Source organism: Leptospira licerasiae serovar Varillal str. VAR 010 (genome assembly GCF_000244755.1).
GTDB lineage: Bacteria > Spirochaetota > Leptospiria > Leptospirales > Leptospiraceae > Leptospira_B > Leptospira_B licerasiae.
This window is the reverse complement of sequence record NZ_AHOO02000005.1, coordinates 1,069,588-1,092,756: the sequence shown is the minus strand read 5'-3', so window position 1 is coordinate 1,092,756 and position 23,169 is coordinate 1,069,588. Positions and strand designations below refer to the sequence as shown.

At 41.7% G+C, this 23,169-nt stretch carries 28 protein-coding genes; 14 read left to right on the top strand and 14 right to left on the bottom strand.

Translation table 11 applies throughout. The features are described 5' to 3' along the window. Window position 1: 1 nt before the first annotated feature. Window positions 2-592: a DUF2179 domain-containing protein gene (locus tag LEP1GSC185_RS05595; RefSeq protein ID WP_008595806.1), complete on the top strand. Its 591-nt coding sequence runs from the start codon at window positions 2-4 to the stop codon at window positions 590-592. A gap of 27 nt (window positions 593-619) precedes the next feature. Here the strand turns inward: LEP1GSC185_RS05595 and LEP1GSC185_RS05590 are convergent, their stop codons facing one another. Together LEP1GSC185_RS05590 and LEP1GSC185_RS05585 are read right to left on the bottom strand one after the other, a co-directional pair. Next, window positions 620-1,150, bottom strand: a complete 531-nt coding sequence (locus LEP1GSC185_RS05590; RefSeq protein WP_008595090.1) for an SET domain-containing protein — start codon at window positions 1,148-1,150, stop codon at window positions 620-622. Window positions 1,151-1,308: 158 nt separating this feature from the next. Further along, window positions 1,309-1,890, bottom strand: coding sequence for a hypothetical protein (locus LEP1GSC185_RS05585; RefSeq protein WP_008596137.1), 582 nt, complete (start codon window positions 1,888-1,890; stop codon window positions 1,309-1,311). A 179-nt stretch (window positions 1,891-2,069) separates the two neighbouring features. On the opposite strand from LEP1GSC185_RS05585, the gene LEP1GSC185_RS05580 reads away from it, so the two are divergent. Beyond that, window positions 2,070-2,477, top strand: a complete 408-nt coding sequence (locus LEP1GSC185_RS05580) for a GreA/GreB family elongation factor (RefSeq protein ID WP_008593734.1) — start codon at window positions 2,070-2,072, stop codon at window positions 2,475-2,477. Here the strand turns inward: LEP1GSC185_RS05580 and LEP1GSC185_RS05575 are convergent. Then, complete coding sequence (locus tag LEP1GSC185_RS05575; protein ID WP_008594072.1) at window positions 2,470-4,701, bottom strand: SulP family inorganic anion transporter; 2,232 nt, start codon at window positions 4,699-4,701, stop codon at window positions 2,470-2,472. The genes LEP1GSC185_RS05580 and LEP1GSC185_RS05575 overlap by 8 nt on opposite strands. Window positions 4,702-4,931: 230 nt before the next feature. Here LEP1GSC185_RS05575 and msrA point away from each other — a divergent pair, with 230 nt between their 5' ends. Further along, entirely contained in the window at window positions 4,932-5,564 is a 633-nt protein-coding gene (msrA, locus tag LEP1GSC185_RS05565) for a peptide-methionine (S)-S-oxide reductase MsrA (RefSeq protein WP_008594573.1), read from the top strand. A 119-nt stretch (window positions 5,565-5,683) separates the two neighbouring features. On the opposite strand, the gene LEP1GSC185_RS05560 is transcribed toward msrA, so the two are convergent. After that, window positions 5,684-6,721: a PAS domain-containing protein gene (locus tag LEP1GSC185_RS05560; RefSeq protein ID WP_232298485.1), complete on the bottom strand. Its 1,038-nt coding sequence runs from the start codon at window positions 6,719-6,721 to the stop codon at window positions 5,684-5,686. Between the two features lie 326 nt (window positions 6,722-7,047). Between LEP1GSC185_RS05560 and LEP1GSC185_RS05555 the strand changes: the two genes are divergently transcribed. The 3 genes from LEP1GSC185_RS05555 (at window position 7,048) to LEP1GSC185_RS05545 (ending at window position 9,823) form a co-directional block, all read left to right on the top strand. Further along, window positions 7,048-7,677, top strand: a complete 630-nt coding sequence (locus LEP1GSC185_RS05555; protein ID WP_024863913.1) for a glutathione S-transferase family protein — start codon at window positions 7,048-7,050, stop codon at window positions 7,675-7,677. Window positions 7,678-7,761: 84 nt separating this feature from the next. After that, window positions 7,762-8,844 (top strand): PA0069 family radical SAM protein, encoded by a 1,083-nt coding sequence (locus LEP1GSC185_RS05550; RefSeq protein ID WP_008594253.1) that lies wholly within the window; start codon window positions 7,762-7,764, stop codon window positions 8,842-8,844. Between the two features lie 112 nt (window positions 8,845-8,956). Next, a complete protein-coding gene (locus tag LEP1GSC185_RS05545; RefSeq protein ID WP_008595415.1) occupies window positions 8,957-9,823 on the top strand; it encodes an alpha/beta hydrolase in 867 nt (288 codons plus the stop codon). Window positions 9,824-9,883: 60 nt separating this feature from the next. Here the strand turns inward: LEP1GSC185_RS05545 and LEP1GSC185_RS05540 are convergent, their stop codons facing one another. The 3 genes from LEP1GSC185_RS05540 to LEP1GSC185_RS05530 are packed head-to-tail and all read right to left on the bottom strand — an operon-like array spanning window position 9,884 to window position 11,092. Then, window positions 9,884-10,300: a GFA family protein gene (locus LEP1GSC185_RS05540; RefSeq protein ID WP_010513735.1), complete on the bottom strand. Its 417-nt coding sequence runs from the start codon at window positions 10,298-10,300 to the stop codon at window positions 9,884-9,886. Then, window positions 10,297-10,776, bottom strand: coding sequence for an SRPBCC family protein (locus LEP1GSC185_RS05535; protein ID WP_008594618.1), 480 nt, complete (start codon window positions 10,774-10,776; stop codon window positions 10,297-10,299). Before LEP1GSC185_RS05535 ends, LEP1GSC185_RS05540 begins: the two co-directional genes overlap by 4 nt. Further along, complete coding sequence (locus tag LEP1GSC185_RS05530) at window positions 10,769-11,092, bottom strand: ArsR/SmtB family transcription factor (RefSeq protein ID WP_010513737.1); 324 nt, start codon at window positions 11,090-11,092, stop codon at window positions 10,769-10,771. Before LEP1GSC185_RS05530 ends, LEP1GSC185_RS05535 begins: the two co-directional genes overlap by 8 nt. Before the next feature lie 41 nt (window positions 11,093-11,133). Here LEP1GSC185_RS05530 and LEP1GSC185_RS05525 point away from each other — a divergent pair, with 41 nt between their 5' ends. Then, window positions 11,134-11,679 carry a VOC family protein gene (locus LEP1GSC185_RS05525; protein WP_332306302.1) on the top strand — a complete coding sequence of 182 codons (546 nt, stop codon included), beginning with the start codon at window positions 11,134-11,136 and terminating at the stop codon, window positions 11,677-11,679. 48 nt (window positions 11,680-11,727) lie between these two features. Next, window positions 11,728-12,084 (top strand): DUF2200 domain-containing protein, encoded by a 357-nt coding sequence (locus LEP1GSC185_RS05520; RefSeq protein WP_008593844.1) that lies wholly within the window; start codon window positions 11,728-11,730, stop codon window positions 12,082-12,084. A gap of 106 nt (window positions 12,085-12,190) precedes the next feature. Here the strand turns inward: LEP1GSC185_RS05520 and LEP1GSC185_RS05515 are convergent, their stop codons facing one another. The 4 genes from LEP1GSC185_RS05515 to LEP1GSC185_RS05500 all read right to left on the bottom strand — a co-directional run bounded on the left by LEP1GSC185_RS05515 (window position 12,191) and on the right by LEP1GSC185_RS05500 (window position 15,075). Continuing rightward, the gene (locus tag LEP1GSC185_RS05515) at window positions 12,191-12,703 is read right to left on the bottom strand and encodes an SRPBCC domain-containing protein (protein WP_008595245.1); all 513 of its coding nucleotides are present in this window, start codon (window positions 12,701-12,703) and stop codon (window positions 12,191-12,193) included. Window positions 12,704-12,705: 2 nt separating this feature from the next. After that, window positions 12,706-13,044, bottom strand: a complete 339-nt coding sequence (locus LEP1GSC185_RS05510; protein WP_010513741.1) for an ArsR/SmtB family transcription factor — start codon at window positions 13,042-13,044, stop codon at window positions 12,706-12,708. A 126-nt stretch (window positions 13,045-13,170) separates the two neighbouring features. Then, window positions 13,171-13,734, bottom strand: coding sequence for a dihydrofolate reductase family protein (locus tag LEP1GSC185_RS05505; protein ID WP_008593748.1), 564 nt, complete (start codon window positions 13,732-13,734; stop codon window positions 13,171-13,173). Window positions 13,735-13,869: 135 nt separating this feature from the next. Further along, complete coding sequence (locus LEP1GSC185_RS05500) at window positions 13,870-15,075, bottom strand: DUF4785 family immunoglobulin-like domain-containing protein (RefSeq protein ID WP_008594552.1); 1,206 nt, start codon at window positions 15,073-15,075, stop codon at window positions 13,870-13,872. A 420-nt stretch (window positions 15,076-15,495) separates the two neighbouring features. On the opposite strand from LEP1GSC185_RS05500, the gene LEP1GSC185_RS05495 reads away from it, so the two are divergent. After that, entirely contained in the window at window positions 15,496-16,314 is an 819-nt protein-coding gene (locus LEP1GSC185_RS05495; RefSeq protein WP_024863912.1) for a hypothetical protein, read from the top strand. A gap of 44 nt (window positions 16,315-16,358) precedes the next feature. Beyond that, complete coding sequence (locus tag LEP1GSC185_RS05490; RefSeq protein ID WP_008595417.1) at window positions 16,359-17,252, top strand: hypothetical protein; 894 nt, start codon at window positions 16,359-16,361, stop codon at window positions 17,250-17,252. Between the two features lie 6 nt (window positions 17,253-17,258). Here the strand turns inward: LEP1GSC185_RS05490 and LEP1GSC185_RS05485 are convergent, their stop codons facing one another. Both LEP1GSC185_RS05485 and LEP1GSC185_RS05480 read right to left on the bottom strand, forming a co-directional pair. Continuing rightward, entirely contained in the window at window positions 17,259-17,912 is a 654-nt protein-coding gene (locus tag LEP1GSC185_RS05485; RefSeq protein ID WP_008594287.1) for a DedA family protein, read from the bottom strand. Between the two features lie 41 nt (window positions 17,913-17,953). After that, on the bottom strand, window positions 17,954-18,298 hold the full coding sequence (locus LEP1GSC185_RS05480; protein WP_008595100.1) for a hypothetical protein: 345 nt from the start codon (window positions 18,296-18,298) through the stop codon (window positions 17,954-17,956). A 145-nt stretch (window positions 18,299-18,443) separates the two neighbouring features. On the opposite strand from LEP1GSC185_RS05480, the gene LEP1GSC185_RS05475 reads away from it, so the two are divergent. From LEP1GSC185_RS05475 to LEP1GSC185_RS05460, 4 genes are all read left to right on the top strand, one after another. Beyond that, window positions 18,444-19,346 carry a prohibitin family protein gene (locus LEP1GSC185_RS05475; protein WP_008594019.1) on the top strand — a complete coding sequence of 301 codons (903 nt, stop codon included), beginning with the start codon at window positions 18,444-18,446 and terminating at the stop codon, window positions 19,344-19,346. Window positions 19,347-19,409: 63 nt separating this feature from the next. Continuing rightward, a complete protein-coding gene (locus tag LEP1GSC185_RS05470; RefSeq protein ID WP_008593939.1) occupies window positions 19,410-20,693 on the top strand; it encodes a UvrD-helicase domain-containing protein in 1,284 nt (427 codons plus the stop codon). A 112-nt stretch (window positions 20,694-20,805) separates the two neighbouring features. Continuing rightward, window positions 20,806-21,891, top strand: coding sequence for a fatty acid desaturase (locus LEP1GSC185_RS05465; protein WP_008594799.1), 1,086 nt, complete (start codon window positions 20,806-20,808; stop codon window positions 21,889-21,891). Window positions 21,892-21,954: 63 nt separating this feature from the next. Next, window positions 21,955-22,251, top strand: a complete 297-nt coding sequence (locus LEP1GSC185_RS05460; RefSeq protein WP_008593671.1) for a YciI family protein — start codon at window positions 21,955-21,957, stop codon at window positions 22,249-22,251. Window positions 22,252-22,318: 67 nt separating this feature from the next. Here the strand turns inward: LEP1GSC185_RS05460 and LEP1GSC185_RS05455 are convergent, their stop codons facing one another. Next, window positions 22,319-23,164 (bottom strand): metal-dependent hydrolase, encoded by an 846-nt coding sequence (locus tag LEP1GSC185_RS05455; RefSeq protein WP_008595044.1) that lies wholly within the window; start codon window positions 23,162-23,164, stop codon window positions 22,319-22,321. Between the last annotated feature and the right edge of the window lie 5 nt (window positions 23,165-23,169).

Sequence of the window (23,169 nt, the reverse complement as noted above, 5' to 3'; positions counted from 1 at the left end):
AATGCCTAACTGGGCCTTTGATTATATATTTTTACCCCTCGGAATTTATTTAGCTAGAATGACGGACGTTAGCATAGGCACGGTCCGTATCATTCTAATCTCTAGAGAAAGAAAGGTCCTGGCGGCCCTCCTAGGCTTTGTAGAAGTGCTTCTCTGGCTGATCGTAATCACTCAGATCATGAGAAACCTAAGCAATGTTTTCTGTTATATAGCTTACGCAGGCGGATTTGCCACAGGCACTTTTTTAGGAATGGTGGTCGAAGAAAAACTAGCCTTAGGACACTCATTCATCCGTATCATCGTCCCGGAAAAGGGAGAAGAGATCGTCCAAAATCTGACCCAAGCCGGCTATCGCACCACCACATTGGAAGCACAAGGAGCCAGAGGACCGGTTAAAGTTATTCTATCCTTATTAAGAAGAAAGGATATACCTATAGTGCTTGGAATATTAAAGAATACGGCTCCAGGCGCCTTTTATACGATTGAGAATGCTCGTAAGACGAGCGACCCGGAATTATGGAAGGATTCCGGACAAGAAGGAGAGAGTTTTGCCCGCATCCTGTGGAGAAGGCAATCCAGGATCAGGAAATGATCCCGGATTTAGAAACAAAAAAGTCCCTTAAGCAGGGACTTTTACCAAGATCTTCTTAATTTCCTTATGCATGAATGTCGGAAAGTTGAGATTATACTGAGGTAGTAGAAGTTTCCAATCGTCCTTACGAATGAATTTACGGCAATTAGGAGACCCGCAAGCGCATTCAAATGTCTGGTCGAAGTTCACTACGAAGTTACCGTAGTCGATATTCAGCTCTTCCCCAACTTCTATATCCCTTTTGGCTATAATATTGTCCGTTTGATCGTACCACATGTTCGGATCGCAGGAATGGTTCATAAAGTTGGAATGATTGATAACAAATTCAGGGCCGGAAGGGCCGGTGACTAGGCCGAAGTCTACGTCATAGCCGTATTTCATGAAGATTTCCTTTTCCTCTTCCGGAAGTTCATCGGCTTCCGAGACGGAGAGTACTTTCCATCCGAATTCCTCATCTTCGATCCACTCGCTATAGCTAAACAGTAAAGTTCCTTTAGCGATTGGTTGAGAGGCGAAGATTCCGTTTTCCCCGAACTTGTTCGTGCGTCTTTCGATCATGCAAGATCAACCTGCTCTTCCCCATTAGGGGCAAAATTTTTATCAGTCAAGACCGAGATCGAAAAAACTTCAATTAAAAATATGAAATACCCCCTAGCTCGGCCACTAAAAAAGAAAGACCGGTCCCAACGGGTCTTATTCATAATTGGAAAAAAATTTTAAACGCCTCGATCAGGAAGAAGATCGGAGATCAGTTCGTAGGTCCAGTCCCCGTACGGATCTTCATCCTTCTTCTCACTCTTGAGAGACCTCCAGCCCTTCCCCTTTCTTTCCATGACTAAAGAAGAAATTCGGAACAAAGAAGTACGGCCGCTTGCCTCTTCCAATCTGGAACTGTCCCTTCCTATTTCTATAAAACAAGTCAGTGGAAAAATCCTGCTCCAATTTTCCCCCAAACCTAGGATGGCCTCTTCTAGATCTTCGGACTCAGACCCGAGAGTAAGTCTAGTCGCATCCACAAAGATGGGAAGCTCTCTCCCGGCATGACCTAAAGAACCGGATCGTATCTCTTTACAGAAGTGAACCGCTTGGGAAAAATTTTCGGCGAAGCCTAACACTGCGGAAGTATGATCGTTGGAAATTTTAGAGATCATTCTTCCAAAACTAAGTCCGTCTTCGAGACCTAAACTACCTTTAGGAAGGATCAAAATGGGACGAACGTCTTTGCGGACCAAACGAAACAGGTACTTAACTAAGGCGAAGGATTTATTTCTAGTCGGCTGGAACAAAGTCACGAACATGTCTTCTTCTTATGTCGAACGAAACTTATCTTTCGTTTAGTATAATTTATCATAAAGAAGAAATTCTATGTCGCATAAACGAATGCAGTTTTTGTAAAATTAAAGAAAAGGAAAAACGCTTGAGTACATTTTACGGATATGTAAGTTTCGGATTTGTTTTCTAAGGGAGGCAATGAGTTATGAGTGGGAAAAGATTTCTTTCAAAGAATGATCATCAAAGGATCCTTTCCACTCTTGAGGTTTCCTCCCAGTCCGCAGTAGTCCAACCCAGCATTTTAGAGATTATACGTAAGACGTTATCTAAAGCCAAAAAAATAGATCAGAATCAAGTTCCCCAAGACCTGATCACTATGAATTCCAAATTCGTGCTCAAAGACCTAGGCAACGCTGAGGCATTCCAATTTACTTTAGTTTATCCGGAAGAATATACTGAAAACGCTCCTGCTAACGGTAAACTGTCCTTATTTTCCGCCCACGGTTCCGCAGTACTAGGCGCTAGAGTGGGAGAAGTAGTCCGGTGGGAAATCAACGGAATGGACAAATATTTAAGAGTCCAAGAACTACTCTACCAACCGACTGCTATTTAGGATAACCGTACAATCCTCCAAGTTCCTTGGAGAGAATGTCCTTATAATCCACCTCGCTGATCTGTCCGTTTCGGATATCGTACACCCAGCCGTGTATTTCCGGAAAGCCGTACTTTGCCAAAGCATTCTGTATCATTCCAGTTTTGTACAAGTTCACAACCTGCTCCGCAACATTCAGGTGGATCAGCCTTTCTTCTCTTTTTTCTTCAGGAAGAGCATCCAATTCTTCTCTATGTTTTAGATACACATCCTTAATATGAGTGATCCAGTTGTCTATAAGACCGGTAGCCTTTCCTTGGAGAGCCGCCCTAACCCCGCCGCAGCCGATATGACCGCAAACAATGATATGTTTTACGTTCAACGCATCGATCGCATATTGGACCACGCTAAACAGAGACATATCATCAACGGAGACCACGTTAGCAATGTTTCTGGTGACGAAAATTTCCCCAGGGTTCGTTTTAGTGATCACATTTACCGGTACCCTAGAATCGCTACATCCGATGAATAGTGTTTGAGGCGCTTGTCCCTCCGCATGTCTTGCGAAAAACTCCGGATCTTCCGCAGTCCTCTCTTCCACCCATTCTTGGTTGTTCCTCAATAATTTTTGATAAGACTCGCTCATTTCTTTTTTCAAGGATTCCATATCATTTTCCATATTAGGTATTCCTCCTAGGATCACCGTAATCCCTTTACGGTGGGCATTTTTTCTAAACTCGTGGATCAGTTCTTTGATGTCCTGATCCATATGAAGTGTTCTAGTTCCGTCAATCTCTAACGTGATCCCGGTAGGTTGGCTTTCTAATACCGCCTTGATCTTTGCCTTATGGAAGAAGCCTAAATTTTCCCCTAATATGATTCTTCTAAACTTACCATAACGCTCTTCTCTGTAGATCGCAGTCCTATGATCTTCATATAAAACAAAAACTAAGGCTACTAAGATACCGCAGAATGTTCCGATCAGAACATTAGTGAAAAATGTTACTGCCACAGTGACCAAGAACGGTAAGAACTGAGAATACCCTTTTTGGAACATCAGCTTGAACATTGCAGGTTTGGCGAGTTTTAAGCCTGTAAAAGTCAAAATCGCAGCAAGAGACGCAAGCGGAATGGTATTCATAAATTTAGGAAAAAGTAATACACTGGTCCCTATCCAAGCCCCATGAAAGATGGCCGAAAACTTTGTCTTGGCACCGGAAGAAGCGTTTACAGAACCTCTGACCACTACACTCGTGATCGGGATTCCACCCGCGAGTCCGCAGGCCATATTTCCTAAACCTTGAGCTATCAATTCCTGGGACATGGGAGTTTTACGATTCTCTTCATCCAGTTTATCAACCACTTCCACAGAGAGTAAGGATTCCAAAGAAGAAGCAAACGCTATCGTCAATGCCAAGGTCCACACGGGAGCCTGGTCCCAATAGGAGAAGTTAGGGAAATCCAAATGAGCAAAAAGTTCGGAAGGATTTTTAAAAATCGGAAGAGTAACCAAGTGATCCTGGCTTAAAGCTCCCCCAGGAAGAAGATGACCTAAAAGTAAATTCGAAGCGGTTCCCAGTATGATCGCAACTAAGGAAGCAGGAACATATTTGAATTTTTTAGCGAAGTATCTATCCCAAACCCAGAAGGATAAAAGGGAAATTATTCCAATTATCAGTACGTTACTCTGCAAATTCCTGAACGCATGCAAGAGCAACATAAGAGAGTTTGTCTCTTTTGCTTCATGAGGATCGTGATAAGATTCATTAATGTCCTCTTTAGTGAGATCGAACTCTTCTACCCCGAATTCTTCTACATCGTAACCGATCAAGTGAGGCAATTGTTTGATGACTAAAAGTAAACCGATCGCGACTGACATTCCCACTACGGTTGCAGAAGGAAGATAAGCGGATAAGGCGCCTGTCCTTAAGATCCCAAGCAAGGTTTGGATCATTCCTGCAAAAAGAAGTGCAAGAAGGAATGTTTCGAAATTCCCGAGGTCTTTAATGCCGGAAAGAACGATCGCAGTCAAACTTGCCGTGGGCCCTGAGACACTTAAGGCGGATTTACTAAAGGTTCCTACTACGATTCCACCTATAAAACCAGAGATAATCCCTGAAAATAAAGGAGCACCGGATGCATGAGCGATCCCCAAACAAAGAGGAATTGCTACTAGAAAGACTGCGATACTTGAGGAAAGATCGTAAGGAAGATTGGAAAGAAATTGTTTTGTTTTTAAATTCATGATACTCGCACGGGCGGGCATATTCTACATGAAGAATAAAAACCCAGAATTGGAAACGGTTGATAAGTCCGTAACTTTTTCCGACGTCAGTCGAAAGTATCTACAGGCTACTGAAATTGATCTAGCTTGTCCTTACCAGGCTTTTTTGAAAAAAATCAAAATACGAACAACCGATCGGTAAGATTAGATAGATTGAAAATTTATAAAAAAACGAGATCATGAGGAACTTTATGAGAACAAATTTGTTCAAACTTATAAGATTAGAATCCATACTTATAATATTCGTAATATTTAGTTTTTCGAATATACTTCATTCTAAAGAAAACCCGAAAACGGAGACAGCCATCTTTGCAGGCGGATGTTTCTGGTGCATGGAAAGACCTTTCGAAAAACTACCCGGTGTTATATCCGTAATTTCAGGTTATACAGGCGGGAAAGAAAAAAATCCCACTTATGAAGACGTAGGATACGGAAGAACAGGACATAGAGAATCCGTATTGATCACCTATGATCCTAAAAAGATCGATTATGCAAAACTTTTGGACACGTATTGGAGGCAGATAGATCCGACAGATAACGGAGGACAATTCGCCGATAGAGGCAACCAATACAGAGCTGCAATTTACTATAAGAATGATGCACAGAAAAAATTGGCCCAAGAATTTAAGGACAAAATAGGAGCTTCCGGAAAATTCTCCTCACCTATCGCTGTAGAAATATTGCCTGCATCAGAATTTTATCCTGCGGAAGAATACCATCAGGATTATTATAAGAAGAACCCTACTCACTACAAACAATACAGAAAAGGTTCCGGAAGAGAAGATTATGTGAATAAAACCTGGGGGGAAGAGGCGCAGAAATAGAAACAAAGATATTTGCAGGCAGACTCGCCGAGCCGCAGAGAATTTTTTAGGTGTTTTACCTCTGCGCCTCCGTGTCTCTGCGTGAGAATAAACTCAGTGGCTCTTGTAAACTCTACTTCTCATTCCCCGAGTAGACGGAACAAATAAATTGTAAGTCTTTGAAGCTTATCTCGCTCCGGACCTGGGATCTCTTTTTCTAGATCGATAGTTTTTCTATAAATCGACTTCAAATGGTTTTTCATCGTCCCAGGATGGATACCTAAATCTTCACTGATCCGACTCTTATCCTTACCGGAAGCGATTCCCGCACAGATCTCAGTCTCTTTTTTGGTGAGTTTTGTCTTATCTCTTAAAGTCCCGATAAGAGCCTCTCTATCCATACCTTCATATTTTCTGAAAGTATCAGATGGAGATTTTGCAAAATCCGCGTTCTTTACTTCTCCGGATTCTGAAAGTTCAGGATTTGCAAGGATAGTGCTTAAGAAGCTGGAAACTTCCCCATTACGATCTTTGATAGGAAGAACATTTTGTTTCCAATCTTTTACAAAACTGTTTTTGAGATTTGAATTAGAGATGGAGACCGAACCTTGCAGAACGGATTCCCAAAATTCATCATAAAAAGTTTTGGATGCTCCCATTCCGGACTGGAATGCTTTAGGAGTTTTTCCTATGAGCTCATTCTCTTTTAAACCGGAAATTTTTTCGAACTGTTTGTTTACAGCAAGAATTACACCTTCTTTATCCGTTAAGAACATTCCGTTCTGGGATTGTTGAAATGCATTGTATATAGCTTCCTTCTTCCCAGCTTCCGATTCTTTATCTTCCGTAAACACGAACAGATAAGATTTCTCCGGCATTAAATAAGCATGTTGTTTTGTTTGTAAAAAACTTCCGTCTTTCCTCATCAAACGAAGTCCTCTTCCCTCAAACTCTCCGGACTTGCTTACATTTGGTAGTATAACTGTTTCGAAATATTTTTGATCCGTCTCTGAAAGGAGATCGGTAATACTCATATTCTTAGCGGATTCTAATGAAGCGATACTGAGGATCTTCCTTCCATTCTCGTTAATATGAAGGATCCTTCCACTCGAATCGCAAATTAACAAAATATCGGGCATACTTTCTTGTGTTTGAATAATTTCTTTAACGTTTTCCAAGCTTAGATCCATCCGATTTGTTTTGTATCTAAGAAACCGCTCGATCCTGTTCGAAAAGATTTCTCTCTTATTAATAACTTAAGACACGGATTTTTAAAAAAATCCTACAAAGCATTCCTAGAATACTAAGAAGATGCCTCACTGTTAAATGAAGACTTCTAACCTTAACAGGATTATGTGCACTCGATCTTATAGATTCTCGAAGCTAATTGTTGCAAAAGAAAGGCAAACCGGTTCAATGCGTCTGTATCAATCCCTACAAAACTTACTAATTCGAAAGGATTACTTTCTTGCAGAATCATCCCGCCTTGAGAGACCTTAAAGTTATGAGCGATCTAAAACTTGTAATCGGAAATAAAAACATCTCCTCCTGGTCTTTCCGCCCATGGATCCTACTCACTCAATTCGGAATTCCTTTCGAAGAGATCTCCTTGAAACTATTCACCCCTGAATACGCAGCCATAATCGATAAGTACTCTCCTTCCAAAAAAGTACCCGTCTTAAACGATGGAGATCTAAGAATTTGGGATAGCCTTAGCATCGCGGAATATTTGGCAGAAAAATATGCGGAGAAGGGACTCTGGCCCAAGGATCGGACCGCAAGAGCCAAAGCAAGATCTGTAACTGCGGAAATGCACTCAGGATTTACCGGCCTAAGATCTAATCTAAGTATGAATTTTCATGGCAGAAAATCCGACTTCTCCGTACCAGAAGATGCTAAGAAAGACATAGATAGGATCCAAACACTTTGGGAGGAATGTTTGAGCTCCTACGGCGGACCATTCTTATTCGGCCAAAACTTCTCCATTGCGGATGCATTCTATGCTCCGGTAGTTTCCAGATTTATAACCTACGGAGTAAAACTTGGACCTAAAGCAAGCGAGTATGTGCAGACAATCTCTAATCTACCTTCTTACAAATCTTGGGGAGAAGGAGCAAAATTAGAGATCAACTGAATCAGATCATTTTGTAGGAGATCCCACAAAATACAAACATAATTTTGCTTGTTTTTTGATTAGTATTTTTTAGAATTCAAACGTATGAATTCTAAAAAAAGAGGCACTGAAGAACTTCCTCCAAGTAGATTTGATAAGACCCAAAGAGAAGTTTGGCTGGAAGATAGGATAGATCTAGGAGAGGAAGTCTCTCCTTCTACTCAATTTTTTTGGGAAGATTCCAAATCAGTCCTAACTCGAAATAAATCACCGGATATTCCATTCGATGCAAGTATCAATCCGTATAGAGGTTGCGAACATGGATGTATCTATTGTTTTGCAAGACCAAATCATTCTTATGTGGATCTTTCTCCGGGATTGGATTTCGAAACAAAAATATTCGTCAAAAAAGAGCCGGCCAAACTTTTAGCCGAAGAATTAAGAAAGAAAAAACAAGCGCTCGCACCGATTACATTAGGCACAGCCACAGATCCCTACCAACCTGGAGAGAGGATCTACAAAAACACAAGATCATTATTAGAAGTCTTGTTGGAATTCAAACAACCTGCCGCAATCATCACCAAATCTTCTCTTATCCAAAGAGATACTGATATTCTTTCTGAAATGGGAAGATTAGGAATTTTGAAAGTGTATCTTTCCATCACAACCTTGGACAAAGAACTTTGGTCCAAGCTAGAGCCTAGGGCTCCGGCTCCAGCAAGAAGAATGGAAACTCTTAGAAAACTTACGGATGTAGGAATTCCAACAGGAGTTTTATTCGCTCCTGTAATTCCATTCATCAACGATTTTGAAATGGAACATCTATTGGAACAGGCATCTTTATCGGGCGCAGAATCAGCCGGAATGGTATTTATAAGACTTCCATTCGAAGTAGCTCCTTTATTCGAAGATTGGCTCACCAGGCATTTTCCACTTAAAAAAGAAAAAGTGTTAAAAGTCATTTCGGAAGCAAGAGGAGGGAAATTATACAAAGCAAATTGGGGAGAAAGAATGAGAGGAGCAGGAAATTATGCAGATCTTCTCCAAAAAAGATTTTCTATCTGCATAAAAAGATTCGGGCTCACTAAAAGAATAGAGTTAAGAACCGATTTATTCGCTGTCCCTTCTCGCTATCTTCTCAAAAAGGAAAAACGAGAGGAATTCCTACCGGGGCTCTTTCCGGAATAAGGAGCGCAATTCAGTTCGCAACCATTACGTTCGTTCGAAATAGTAGAAAGAAACAAGAGAATTGGATAGAAATTTCCTTCCCCATTTTTCAGACAGATCGGATATTTACCGAATGAATTGGGAACAAAACTACCATCTGGAAGACGGAACCTTTGTAGGAGCAGGCGACGTATCCATCTATTATAGAGCCTACCGTGCAAAAGACGCAAACAATCCTAGGACCTTAGTGGTCCATCACGGGATAGGAGAACACGGAAAAAGATACGACAACCTACTCGAAGCTCTTTCCGGAAAAGGATATAATGTTTATCTAATAGATGCCCGAGGTCACGGAAAGTCCGGTGGAAGTAGAGGAGTAGTCACACATTTTAACCAATTTTTAGCGGACCTGGACAGACTGATCGGCATCGCAAAACAAAAAGAAGGGGTCAAACAAGTCACTCTAATGGGACATTCTATGGGAGCGTTGATCTCATTGTTTTACGCTGGAGAACCTTCTCACCAAGCAAACTTGGACAGGCTTGTGCTGAGTGGATTGCCTATCGCAGTAAAAACAGACTTAGTCATGAATATCAAAAAAGGTGCGGGAAGTTTACTCGCCGGAGTATTCCCCACTCTCACTGTTCCCACCGGACTCGATGTGAACGCTTTATCCAGAGACAAATCGGTTGTAGAGGCCTATAAAAAAGATCCTTTAGTTCACGGTTCTGTAGGAGCGTATTTGGGAGACTTCCTTTTGAATTCCAAAGAAAAAGCTTTGGAGAAAGCCGGTCGAATCAATTTCCCAGTCTATCTATTTCATGGAAAAGAAGATTCGATCGCACTTTGTATCGGAACAGAAGAAGCTTTCAAAGTTATCCCTTCTTCCGACAAGACCATGAAAATTTACGATGGTCTGTATCATGAAACAATGAACGAACTTCCCCAAGACAAGGCAAAGGTTTTAGGCGATCTAGTAAACTGGTTGCAAACTCATTGATGATAAGGGGAGAATTCTCCCCTTTTTTAAGCTGATTGTGCATGGGCGAACGCGCAACTATCAACCTGTAGGCATCTTTTCAAACGCTTTCAAAGAAGGGTCGATCGCGTCCCATGCCAATCCACGAACTTTATAAGTGAGCACATGAGGTACAAATCGGTTAGGCTCATCTAAACTTCCCGCATGAATTGCAATCAAGTCCGGCATCGCTGCAAAGCGTAAGTATACTGGCGTTCCACAAACGGGGCAGAAGGAATGGATCTTTATGTTACCACTGTCACCCTTGACTTCCCAATGAGTCGTCTCACCTGTGATTGTCATCTCTTCTCTTGAGGGAAAGGTCAGATAAGATCCATGTCCAGTGCCACTTCTCTGTTGGCAATCCCGGCACTGACAATGGTTTTGAAAGATCGGTTCATGTTTGGTTTCGTAGCGGACGGCACCACATGCGCATCCGCCGGTGTAAGGCTTGGTCATGAAAGGATCCCGCTGGAACCGGACTTCGGCTTAGCAAATACGTCAATTCCCTGCCCTGTTTCCAATAACGATTTCAGACTGGAAAGAACGATCGGCCAACCTTGCTGGATACCTTTTGCCATTCCGCTACCTGCCTCGAGTTCATCATGAGTAACTGTTAATCTAACCATATTATCGTATTCTTCTACGTTAAAGGTCACACGACTGTAGCTTTCCGGATCATTCGCCTGGGAAGGACTCGTCCAAGTAATTACAAGACGAGTAGGTGGAATCACTTCTACAACCTTACCTACTATATTGACTGTGCGATCGTTGGCACGCACATGTTCCCAGGTTGATTCTGGCTTCCAATCGGAAATATTTTCATGACCCCAATAAAGGCAGGTGATCTCCGGTTTCATGATTGCCTCGAAAACTTTCTCCGGTGTTGAGCGGATATAGGTCACGTAAACAAAGCTCGTTTTCTCTTTACTCATTTTTCTCTCCTTCAAGTTCCTTCTTCAGGTCATGCAGCAGGCTAAGCCTCTGGTGTTCGAATTTTCGGACCCATCGTTCATAAACCTCATGCAGCGGCACCGGGTTGATGAAATGTAACTTCTCCCGTCCACGCCAAACCGTGCTTATCAGATTGGCCGCCTCAAGAATCCCGATATGCTGAGTAGCAGATTGCCTGGTCATCTCCAAGTGCTCACAAAGCTGGCCCAAAGTTTGGCCATTTTTCTCATAAAGAAGGTCCAGCAGCTTTCTGCGTGTTGGATCTCCCAAGGCTTTAAAAACATTATCAGCATCCATTCGTTACGATTCAGAAAAATAATATGCAGGTAAATACCTGCATGTCAAGCAGAATCCCCGGAAAATTACCTACAAATAGTTGGATAAATCAGTCGACCAACCGATCAAAAGTGGAAGTTATACTGCCAAACGGAGGACCGGAAAAAATGACAGTGAAACGAATGGACAATGTTGGTATCGTCGTCGAAGATCTCGAGGCCACGATTGCTTTATTTAAAGAACTTGGCTTAGAGTTAGAAGGACAAATGCGAGTCGAAGGTTCTTGGGCGGACCACGTTGTAGGCCTCGAAGGTATGCAAGTCGACATGGCTATGATGAGAACGCCTGACGGACATAGTCGTTTGGAATTGTCTAAGTTTATCAGACCTACCCCGGTAAGCCGAGAGCCGAAAAATGCTCCCGCAAATACCTTAGGTTACCTTCGCGTAATGTTTGCTGTCGAAGATATTAAAGATACGGTTACCCGGCTCGAAAAACACGGGGTCAAACTTGTAGGCAAGCTGGAGCAGTATGAGGATAGCTACCTTTTATGCTACTTGCGTACACCTGAAGGATTTATCATCGCACTAGCCGAAGAACTCAAATAAAACCGTTATCATTAAACAAAATTAATCACAATCAATAAGGTCTATCAGATGGAAAAACATAGAATCTTTACCACATCCTTTGCAAGTGTTTATCCTATGTATGTTCAAAAGGCAGAAAGAAAAGGGAGAACAAAAGCAGAAGTAGATAAAATCATTTTTTGGCTCACCGGATACGATTCTAAAAGTTTTCAAAAACAACTTAAGAATGAAGTGAATTTCGAAGAATTTTTCGACCAAGCACCTCATCTTAACGAAAATGTTTCTCTGATCAAAGGTGTAGTCTGCGGTATTCGTGTAGAAGAAGTTGAAGATAAACTTATGCAGAAAATCCGTTACCTAGATAAGTTGATCGACGAACTGGCGAAAGGAAAGGCAATGGAAAAAATATTACGCGGATCTGTGTAACGGATCGTTACATTCTGAATTGCAGAAGGTAACATTTAGTCAACTCCTTGGACCCGCTGCATGGGCGAACAAGCGCCCATGCGCAATCTCCACATAATGTTTCAGATTATCCTGCAAGCTCCAATAATAATTTATCAAGCGCTTGGCAAAGTGGCACCCAGCCCTCCATCGCGCCTAGCTCCATCTCACGAATTTCGGCAGATGCATATTTTATTACGTGAGTCATAAGAGTTAAATCACCTTCCGTTGTAAAGGTGCGAGACTCTACGGTAGCCTCCGGATTTTCCGGGCCATTCGGATCAAACGCAGACATGTCAGTAGCATAATTCTCTGTATTTGCAAACTTCTCAGATATAACTACCTCTGTAAATTTTCCATAAATACCCATTTTAGTTCCCTTTGCATCTGCAAAGACATACAGGTATTTGCCGCCAACCTTAAGGTCGTTCTCACAAGTTTCAAGCGTCCAGCCTTCAGGGCCAGTTAGCCAACGAAGTATTAGCTCAGGCTTAGTAAAACAATCGAATACCAATTTACGCGGTGCGGCAAAGTAACGTGTGCCAACAACTTCCGTTTCGCCTCGAAGTTCTACCTTCAATTCTTTTAGATCTGCTTTCATTTCTATTCATCTCCTTTTGTTTGCATGGTTTGCAATTCTTCGAGTAGCCCATCAAGAGATTGATAGCGCTTCTCCCACATCTGCCGGTATTTTTCGATCCAATCCGTAGCCTCTTTGAGTGGCGCAGTTTTAAGTCTGCGTGGACGCTCTTGCGCGCGGATTGTGGTCGAGATAAGACCGGCTTCCTCCAGAACCTTGAGGTGCCTCGAGATGGCCGGCTGGCTCATTTTGAAGGGCTTAGCCAGCTCCATAACCGTTAAATCGCCTTTCGCGAGACGCATAAGTATCGCGCGGCGAGTAGGGTCGGAAAGTGCTGCAAAGGTAGAATCGAGAGTTTGCATAGCCAATTACTTATATAATCATATAGTTATATAATGAAAAAATGTCAATCCTTTTTGTATCATCAAGATATACTTACGTTGACTATAGTCTCTGGATTCGGGATTGTTTAGGTATCGTTTTAGCCCTTATTCAGATTCGGGGGTATAACAAACTAGAATGCCGCCGGTTGCAAGCGGGCGAGCCTCAATCAATTTGAGTTTTTTATGAGGTATCCCTTGGTTGAACAAAAGCCTCCCCTTCCCTAAGAATACCGGCGCAATACATAGGCGAATTTCATCAAATAACCCGGCCTTCATTAAAGATTCGGAAAGGTTACCGCTACCGAATACGTACATATCCCCGTTACCTTGCTGTTTCAATTTAGGAATTTCGGCTACAGCATCCTTTACAATGATCGTGTTGTTCCAGTCGGCAGTGTTGAGAGAAGAGGAACAGGCGATTTTTTGAAGCCCGTTCATAAATTTGGCGACTTCCCCTTCGTCACCACCTTCCGCATTTGTCCAGTAATCTGCCATACCTTTGTATGTTGTCGCACCGAACACAAGCATATCCGCTGACTTCAATTGAGTGAGGCTTAATTCTTCAAGCTCTTTTCCCCAAACAAGTCCATGAAAGCTCAAGTCCCAATTCTTCTCACCCTCAAAGTATCCATCTAGGGTAACTACATTCCACATTATTAATTTTCTCATGATATTATCCTTTTCTTATAATAGAAGAAAAAATCAAATTTAGCAATATCGAAAATATATCGGCGAACATTCACCCATACCTCCAAGTGAGCCGAAACGATCACCCGACTAAACTTCCCAACTTCTATATTCAGTCTAACGTGCTAGGTCTTGTAATTGTTTGACCTTCTGGTCCTTTTCCTGAGACTCATACGCCTTTAAGGAGAATGTATTCAGATTATATTCTTTAGTCGTATAGTTTTCCTTATAAGGGGCTACTAACTCTTTATCAGGCTCTGTGGTTTTTGCAGACAGGATCTTTCTCATTCCCTCTTCCCCTTGACCGAACCATTCCGGATCTACTGCGAGATTTACCCTATGGCCTCTTAATTGGGTTAAAGCGTAAGGACCTTCATATCCGCTCTCTCGGATTAATTTACCGAAAAATAAGAACTCCACTTCTTGTCTGCCTGCACTCAACTTACCGTCATAGCTAGCCCAAGCGATAGGATCCCCATTCCCAGCATTCACAAGATTGGCTTCTAAATGATAGTTCCCTGCCTTGAATACGTTCACACCGGTCTTTACGCTCAAAGAACCGTCTTTCGGAACGTCCAAAAAATAACCGCTCCATTCTGCAGGTTGGTACGGAGAGGAAAAGAAGGACGAAAGAACTTTTCCCTGCTTCTTCTCCTTTGCATATTCGAATTCTACTTCTAGGAACATATCGCCCCAATCCTTGTAGGTAGGTCTCCATTCGAACGTAAAAACATTGTCTTTGGCATGAGCATCTCCGTCTATTCCCTTGTCGTTCCCGTCGGGAGGTAAGGCCACAAATTTGTTGCCGTCAAATTCTTTCCAAAGCTTAACATTACGGATATTTAATGGAACTTTCTCAAAATTCCCCGTATTAAAACATTCCAAAGTGATATGAAGAGGTTCCTTAACTCCTATTGCAGCCCATTGTAAAGGTTGTAATTTGCAGGAATATCCGTTTGGTTTTTTATCCTCGGGTTTATCCACCATCACAATCGGAGAAATTTGTATAAAATATGGATTTGTTAGATCTTCATTATACTTTGTCAAAGGTCTTGAGTTAGGCGGATACTCCGACCATTCTAAATAATCTTTCAGGATTTTTTCGGGAGGAATGGATTCGTCCAAACTTTCTAAAAAGTTGGGATTGTCTGCGGCAGTACCACCGCCTGGCGGACTTCCTTTCGCCATCCACTCTGCTTTTGCCTTTTTCTCCTCTTCTGATAGGAACCAACCGTTTTCTTCAGCTTCATCCCTTAATAGATAGAAAACCAAAGCGGCCGCAATCGCGAGGCCAAGGTAGATAAAAATTTTTTTTTGACTCATCTCTAATTTTTCAATGCCCAGTACAGGCTCACCTGTATATGAAATAGCGAAGCCTTTCTCAACCTTTATTTTAAGGATCTTTAAAGGAGGAACAGGATAGCCCTTTTGGACTAGTTTTATTAGAACGGATTCTTTTAGATCTTATTGTTTGGTTTGCCAATCTTCTTATATCTCGCTTACAAATCGTCGTAACAATTGTTTGGAAATAAATTGTAACTAACACTGCACGGTATTGTAGCATTCGTTATATATTATAATTTAGTAATACGTTCTTGCGATTACATTCGTTTTTACATTCAACCCGTTATGTTAAAAAAAGCCCAATCACTTGACGTAAGAGACCACTTAGCCCATACTTGTAGACCGGGAAAATCAAAAGCTATGGTTTTGGTTTTCCCAAAAGATCGGAGAATAGAGAAGATGAAAAATTGGAAAAGTATGGTATTGGGATGTGTTTTCGCATCGTTGTTTGCTGGTTCGCTTTCTGCGCAAACCTATACGGTTTTCATTCACGGAAAATCTGACAGCAATCACAACGGAGTGGGAACTACTGACGTGAATAACTATTGGGGAAGCGCACCGAACTCAGTGTCCGGAGCTAAAATTTTCGTTGGTTACGACGGAACTACTGACCCAAGAACTTATGGAACGGCAAGAGCGCAAACCAATGTCACTACGGGCTTGAATACATATTGCAAGGGCACAAACTCCTGCAAGATCGTATGTCATAGCGCGGGTTGTTATGCGATTGAGTATTGGTTGTCTAATCTGGGAGCCACTGCATCTAGCAAAGGTTATAACTTAACTAAAGTTACAGCTTTAGCTTCTGCTTCCGGCGGATCCGAGCTTGCTTCCGCTCTGAATGGTATTACATTCGGATTCGGCGGTAACGCAATGGATAAATCCCTGATCGTTGGAACTGCTCGTGGCGCTTACAACCACAACAACACTGCAGGTATCACCGTATACCAAGTACCAGGTTATAAAGGTATGGCTGGTGCTTCCTTGATTCTTCCGGGCGAGGACGATTACGCAGTCGCTTTCCATTCTTCCTGTGCTTACAACAAGTCGGGCGGAGTAAGCGTTTGCCAATCATCGTTGACTCAGAGCGAAGGTATTTGGCCGTTCAACTCGAACGTAACCTATACTCAGTTCCAAGGTCACACGAGAGCTCCTTCCGTAGGATCCTCAGGACTATACTTGAACCACAGTGAATTGAAAAACGAAGGCTGGAGATAATCCAATCCAAAATAGCGCGTCGAAAAACCGGCGCGCTATCGTTTATGAAAATCTTAGTTACTTTACTTCCCTTCTTTATATTCCACTGCTCACAGATCCAATGGAGACCCGCAAGCCTAGCGGTCGAAAGGGGCTGGTCTGAAACAGGCAAAAACATAGTCCAAACCGAAGTGATCTACGAAGAGAAGGACGCATGGAATCCTTTGAGCGGGACCACTCACAAAAAGAACTACAGAACTAAATTCAGAATTTATGAAATATCTGGAACCGGGAGTGATTCCGGAGATCCGCCGATCTATTCTTACGAAGTAGGATCTTGGACATTACCTGGATCGGTCTACTTTCATTCAGCAACCAATCGCCTATTTTGGATCCAAGGCACAAACGATGAATACGGTGGATCTATTCGTTTTCCTGCAGTCTGGTCTCCGAAAGGATTTCGCTCCTTCGAACCTAAAAGTTTCCAAAAAGAAGACCAAACGATCTTTCAATTCGTACCTTCTCCTAACGGTGGAAAAGCCGCAATTATATTAGGAAAATTGAAATTAGACTTGGGAATAGAATCTCCGATACTGATTATCGCGGACGTAAACGGACAATCTTCTTCTTATGATAGATCTTATTTCGAGTTCCCTTTAGCAAAATGGGAAGAAACTCCCGAATTCAAGATCCGTTGGTCTGAAAATTCGGATCTTCTATACGTTCGGGTACAAGACCGAGTTTTCAAAACGAATGAAAAATCCAAGAAATTAGAGGAAGCGAAGGAATTTCCGGTTTGTTTTTATCCAGCGTCTAGTTTCGGACCAGTAGGGATCAGTCCGGGAGGAAAAGGAGGAGATTCGGACATCGCAAGGGACATGGAACCTCCGCCATTCAAACGTTATAGGGACAAACCCTTGGTCAAAAATCTAAATCAGACCAAGGATTGTAGTCAATAAAGAAGATTACTTTTCGCGAGAGATCGCCTTTCTTCTTTCTCTTATGAATTCGATCACTGCAGGCATTACAGAGATGATTATGATCGCAAGTATGACTATCTTAAAGTTCCTTTGAACGAACTCTAAATTCCCGAACTTATAACCGCCGAATAAGAAAATAGCGATCCAAATAACCCCGCCGACTATATTATACAAAATGAATTTAGTATAAGTCATACTCCCGATCCCTGCTACGAAAGGAGCGAATGTCCTAACGATAGGAATAAATCTCGCTATGATGATTGTTTTTCCGCCGTATATCTCGTAAAAACGGTGAGCCTTTTCCAAATGTTTTTTATTTAAGAATGGGACCTTCTCCTTTGCGAGTATCTGTTCTCCTGCTAAATGACCGATCGCATAATTAACTGTGTCACCTAAGATCGCGGCAATGATAAGAAGGATCAGCAATGTCCCTAGATCCAAACTTCCTCTGGCTGCAAATGCACCCAAAGCAAAGAGCAAGCTATCTCCGGGAAGTATAGGAGTTACAACAAGACCGGTTTCACAAAAGATGATCAAAAATAGGATCAGATAGATCCAAGTGCCATAAGCAATGATCAGTGCATCCAAATGATTTTCCAGATGCAAAAAGAAGTCCAAAAGATATTTAATAGTTTCCAATTTCAGCTCCGAAAGTCAGATTCAAGGGCCTGGCGGGGAAGTCAAATGTTAGAGCGTACTTCCGGAAATAGGCCTGCTTGGTCCGGGCCCTGTTTATAAATTTTTGTAGGATAATTTAATCGGATTTTTCCGGAGGAAACTCCTCTTTTGTCGGGTCGAATCCTGGCGTCGAATTCTACAGGATCCCCCTGTTTCAAATTTTGCTTTCTAAAACGATACGAATAATAAAAGTCCTGAGCGTAGATCACCTTTCTACCGGAAACCAACAGTTTTATGTCTTTGATCAAGATCCTTGCTTTTTCCGGATTCGGGTCGGTTGAAATAGATTCCACAGTCCCTCTGAATCTGGTCCTGATTTTAGGCAAGTCTTGGAGATTGTCTTCCATGCCTTTCATCCGTTAGGTCAATTCAAATCAAAAGTACAGTTTCGTACATTCGTTTTTCATCGTTGTCCATTCCGATTTCGTATGAACAGGAAACGTTCCGAATCCGAACCTGGTCCAATTAAACACGGGTCCTACGGAGATTTATATGACCAGGTTTCAATTATTCACAAAAAGTTTGAGTTTATTCGCCCTTCTTTCCATGAGCTTGCTCGCAGGAACGGGTTGTTATACGAACATTCGTCCGGGAGAGGCTGGACTCAGATATCACCTTTTAACGAGCGGGCTCCAAAAGGACTTATTAACGAATGCAATCTATTTCTATGCCCCATGGAACGATGTAGTATTGTACCAAACCCAGTGGACTTCCTATAAGGAAAAAGTAGATGTCCTTACTAGAGATGATCTGACCATCAATGTAGTGGCAGCGGTTATCTTGAGACCTGTACATTCGGAAATTTATAATCTTCAGATAGAGATAGGTCCGGATTATTATGAAAAAGTGGTACGCCCTCAGTTTAGGACATCCGTGCGTAACGCATTATCCGCGTATAGTATGATCAGGATCTCTAAGGAAACACCTAAAGTCTCTCAGGACATTCGCCAGGCGTTAGGAGAAAAGCTGAGAGGAAAACATATAGAAATAGACGATGTGATCATAGACGACATAGAATATAGCCGCCCCATCCTGACTGCGATAGAAGGTAAACTTACTAAAGAGCAAGAACAAGAGCAGATGAAGTTCGAGATCAATATAGCGAAGAAGGACGCGGAAATCACCGTGATCCACGCAGAAGCTAAAGCAAAATCCACAGTGATTGAAGCGGAAGGAACCGCTCAAGCAACGGTAATCGAAGCACAAGCGAGAGCAAAAGCTCAGAAGATGATCGCAGCCCAGTTGACAAAACAATATATACAACTAAAAGCTTTCGAAAATCCGAACACGAAACTTTTATTCGTTCCAACCGGGAAAGATTCTCTACCTATGATCATAAATACTCCGACGGATGGTCCTAAAGCTATAGATCTTCCTCCTTCCGGAGATAAATAAAGAAAAAGGTCCTTTCTTTCCAAAAATTACGCGCGCTGAATAAAATTCGGGAAACGGTTCCGTATGGACCTTTCCCAATTCAGCGAAGCTCAACAAGAGATCATACAAGATCGTTCCAGATTTTTACAAGTAATAGCCGCAGCAGGGTCTGGAAAGACCAGCACCTTAGTAGGAGTCGTACAAAATGAGCTCTATCACGGTTCAAGAGGAGAAGAAATACTAGTCCTAAGTTTCACCAGAAAAGCAGCGGGTGAAATCAAAGAAAGAATCAAAAAGAAAACTAATATAGATTCTGTAAGAGTTCATACGTTCCATGCATTCTGTTTAAGAGCGCTGATCACTTGGCATCCTGATTTTAAGAACAAAAGACCCTCCATTCTAACCTCTTCCGAAAAAAATCGGTTTTTTAGAGAATGGTTCCGTAAGGAATCGGACTTTATCGGAGGAGTTCCGTATAGGCTTCTGATCGAAACTTCTACATTACCCTCCAATTTTCCCCAAACTTGGAAAAATCCGTTATTAGAAGATTACAAAAACTTCAAACGAAAAGAAGGAAAACTGGACCTTGACGATTTGGTCTCTATATTTTTGGATTCTCTAGAAAACGGAGAAGCCTGGACGGAAAGTCCGAAAAAAAGTTTAAAAAGGATCTTAGTAGATGAATTCCAAGACACAGACCCGGAACAACTTAGATTTTTGAGATTACTTTCAGAACATTCCAGAATTTTGGTAGTTGGAGATGATAGTCAAAGTATATACTCCTTCAGGAATGCGGATATATTCAATTTTTTGAATTTTCCTGAAATGTTCCGGCCCTGCACCCGAAAATTTCTGAATACGAATTATAGATCTCTACCGAAGATCGTAGACACTTCTTCCATACCTATTTCCAAAAATAAGAACAAAATAGAGAAGAAAGTGATCGCCCATCGTAAAGGAAAAGCTGTCGTTTCTAGGATCAAAATAGATAAGATCCCGGAGTTATTCGCTTATTTGGGAGAATTGTATAAGCGAAGTGAAGGAGAATTGAGAATATTATGCCGTTCCAATCATAGGATCAGGGAATATTTACGTGCAGGAGTTCCACCTGAACTATTACTCACAATTCATTCCGCCAAAGGTCTGGAATTCCACACTGTGATCGTGGATTTAGCCGACGGCTGGAATCTCAGAAAAGATTCTCCGGAACAAATCAGAGAAGAAGAACATAGAGTCCTATACGTTGCACTTTCCAGAGCCAAAGATTGTCTCATTATCTTAGGTAAAAAGACAGGTTCAAGTAGGGAAACCGCAGAGGACTTATTTTTCTCTTATTTTAAGAGAGATATACCGCTCTTTAGATCTTGAATCGTAGAATTATTTTGAATCCCGATTTTTTTCTGCAACAAAGCGAATATGATCTGCTCTCATCTAACAATCCGTAAAAAAACCTCCTAGTTATAGGAACATAGGATAAAAGATGAAAAAGAATACAGAAATGAAAGAAACTCTTGGAAGTGTAAGGGAGATTATCTCCGATAGCAGCTTCGACAATCCTAGTTATCTAGGGATCTTATATTTTTTCCGAGATCTATTTTTTTTCTCGGTCACTATGTTCCTGCTTTGGAATGTCGAAACTTGGTATTATCTTCCTTTTCTTTGGGTATTTGCGGGCTTAAGCATCGCTTCTCTCTTTATTATCGGTCATGACGCATGTCATGGCGCCTTATTCAAAAGTGAAAAACTTTCCTATTGGATCGGACAGATCGCAATGCTTCCCTCACTTCATGCCTACAATCAATGGGGATATGGACATAATCGAGTCCATCACGGACATACGATCAAACTAAAGGGAGATTTCGTATGGCATCCGGTAACTCCCGAACAATATAAAAATTTCGGAATATTCAGAAAGGCATTCCATAGGCTTTCCTGGTCCGCGTTCGGCGGAGGCATCTATTATCTAGTGGAGATCTGGCTAAAAGGAATGGTCCTTTTTACTGCTCCAATGAAAGAAGCTCTTAGAGATAAATTGCTCATGCTTACCTTTGCATTCGGTTCAGCGGGAGCGGTTTTTTATTTCGGCGGGAACACTCCAAACGGATTCGATTTAGGGCTTGGAACTTGGTTTTTCTTAAAAGTTTGGCTTCTTCCCTTTATTTCTTGGAATTATTTCATCGGAATTACCGTATATGTTCATCACATCCGTCCGGAAGTTCCTTGGAAAGACGCGAATGACTGGACTCCTTTTTACGGACAAATGAGAGGGACAGTAAATTATCATGTGCCTAAACTACTGAACTTTTTTATGCATAATATTTTCATTCACTCTCCTCATCATGTTCATATGAAAATCCCTTTCTATAAATTAGGCCAAGCCTTAGAAGAGATCAAAGTACATTACGGACCTTACGTTGTGGAAAGAAAATCCATTTGGAAAGATTATTTGGAGTCCACATCCAAATGTAAGCTTATGGACCCGGATACCGGAAAATGGATGACCTACTCGGAAGCGTTCAACGACGAGGATGAGTCCGAACCTGAGTTGGAAACTGCGACCACCTAAAAATTTCTATCTAAAACGATTGGGAATTGCTTTTTAAAGTAAGCTGGCAAGTTTATTTCCAGAATGAAATTTTTCCTGATCGAATTAGAATATTTAGTACCACTCGAAAAACTAGACCAAGCGGTCCCTGCTCATAGAGAGTTTTTACAAACCTTGTATGATGTTGGGACCCTTCTGCTTTCCGGACCGAAAGAACCAAGAAACGGCGGAATGATCATAGCAAAATCTATCTCCTTAGAAAAGATCAGCGAAATAATGAAAGACGATCCTTTCGCAAAATTAGGTTATGCAAATTATAAATACACAGAGTTCCATCCGGTAAAACACCAAACATTCCTCAAAAATTGGCTGGAAGGCTAAAGAAAAAAACCGCCTCCCGACTCCTTTCGGAGCACGGGAAGCGGGGAGCAAAGTGATTGGATGGGTGCTAGATAGTTATCAGAGCCGCATTCGCAAGCTCGTATCCGCCTGTTTGGTCCGGATGAAAATCTTTTTTGAAATATAAAAGCGCCGCACTGAAAAGTTGCGGATATAAGATCCTTCCGATCTTACGTGCAGACTTCATATCTTGGAAGTATTTACGGAATCCCACTTTCTTATCGGTAATTAAGAACCAATGTTGCAGGCTTAAAGCATATCCCCAGAACATGAAGGATGCTACGATGAATCCCATGATTCTCAGGAAATGACTTTTAGAAACCGTCTGAAGAACGTCATATGCGACAGACTTATGCTCTATCTCTTCGCACGCATGCCAAAGAAGTAGACTTCTCATATCTCCGTATGCATCATCATGGAAATTATTTCGGATGGAAATTTCAGCCATACTTGCGGTATAATGTTCCAATCCAGCAGTCACCGCGAGTTTCAGTTTTTTACCGAAGAAAAATTCAAACACAGGCAAGAAAAAACCGAAAGCAGTCCATTTATAGACCTTCTCCATAAGAGTGATAGGCCTTCCTTGGCCTTTTAAGATCTCTAGGATCTTTTCATGCTCTTTTCCATGTTGAACTTCTTGTCCGATAAAGGATTTTACCCTGGAAGAAAGTCCCGGATCTTTTACTTGATCCGCAAAAGCTTTTACACTCTTAATAAAAAATCTTTCTCCTTCCGGAAATAGAATATGATACGCATTCACAGTGTGAGTCATGAACGAGTTATTTGCGATATAATGGTCCGGTAAATTTTCTAGACCTTCGAAATTCATCTTACGAACGGTAGGAGAATTCGCATCTATTGATTTTAGATTTTTATTCTTACTTTGTGTATTCATTGTAT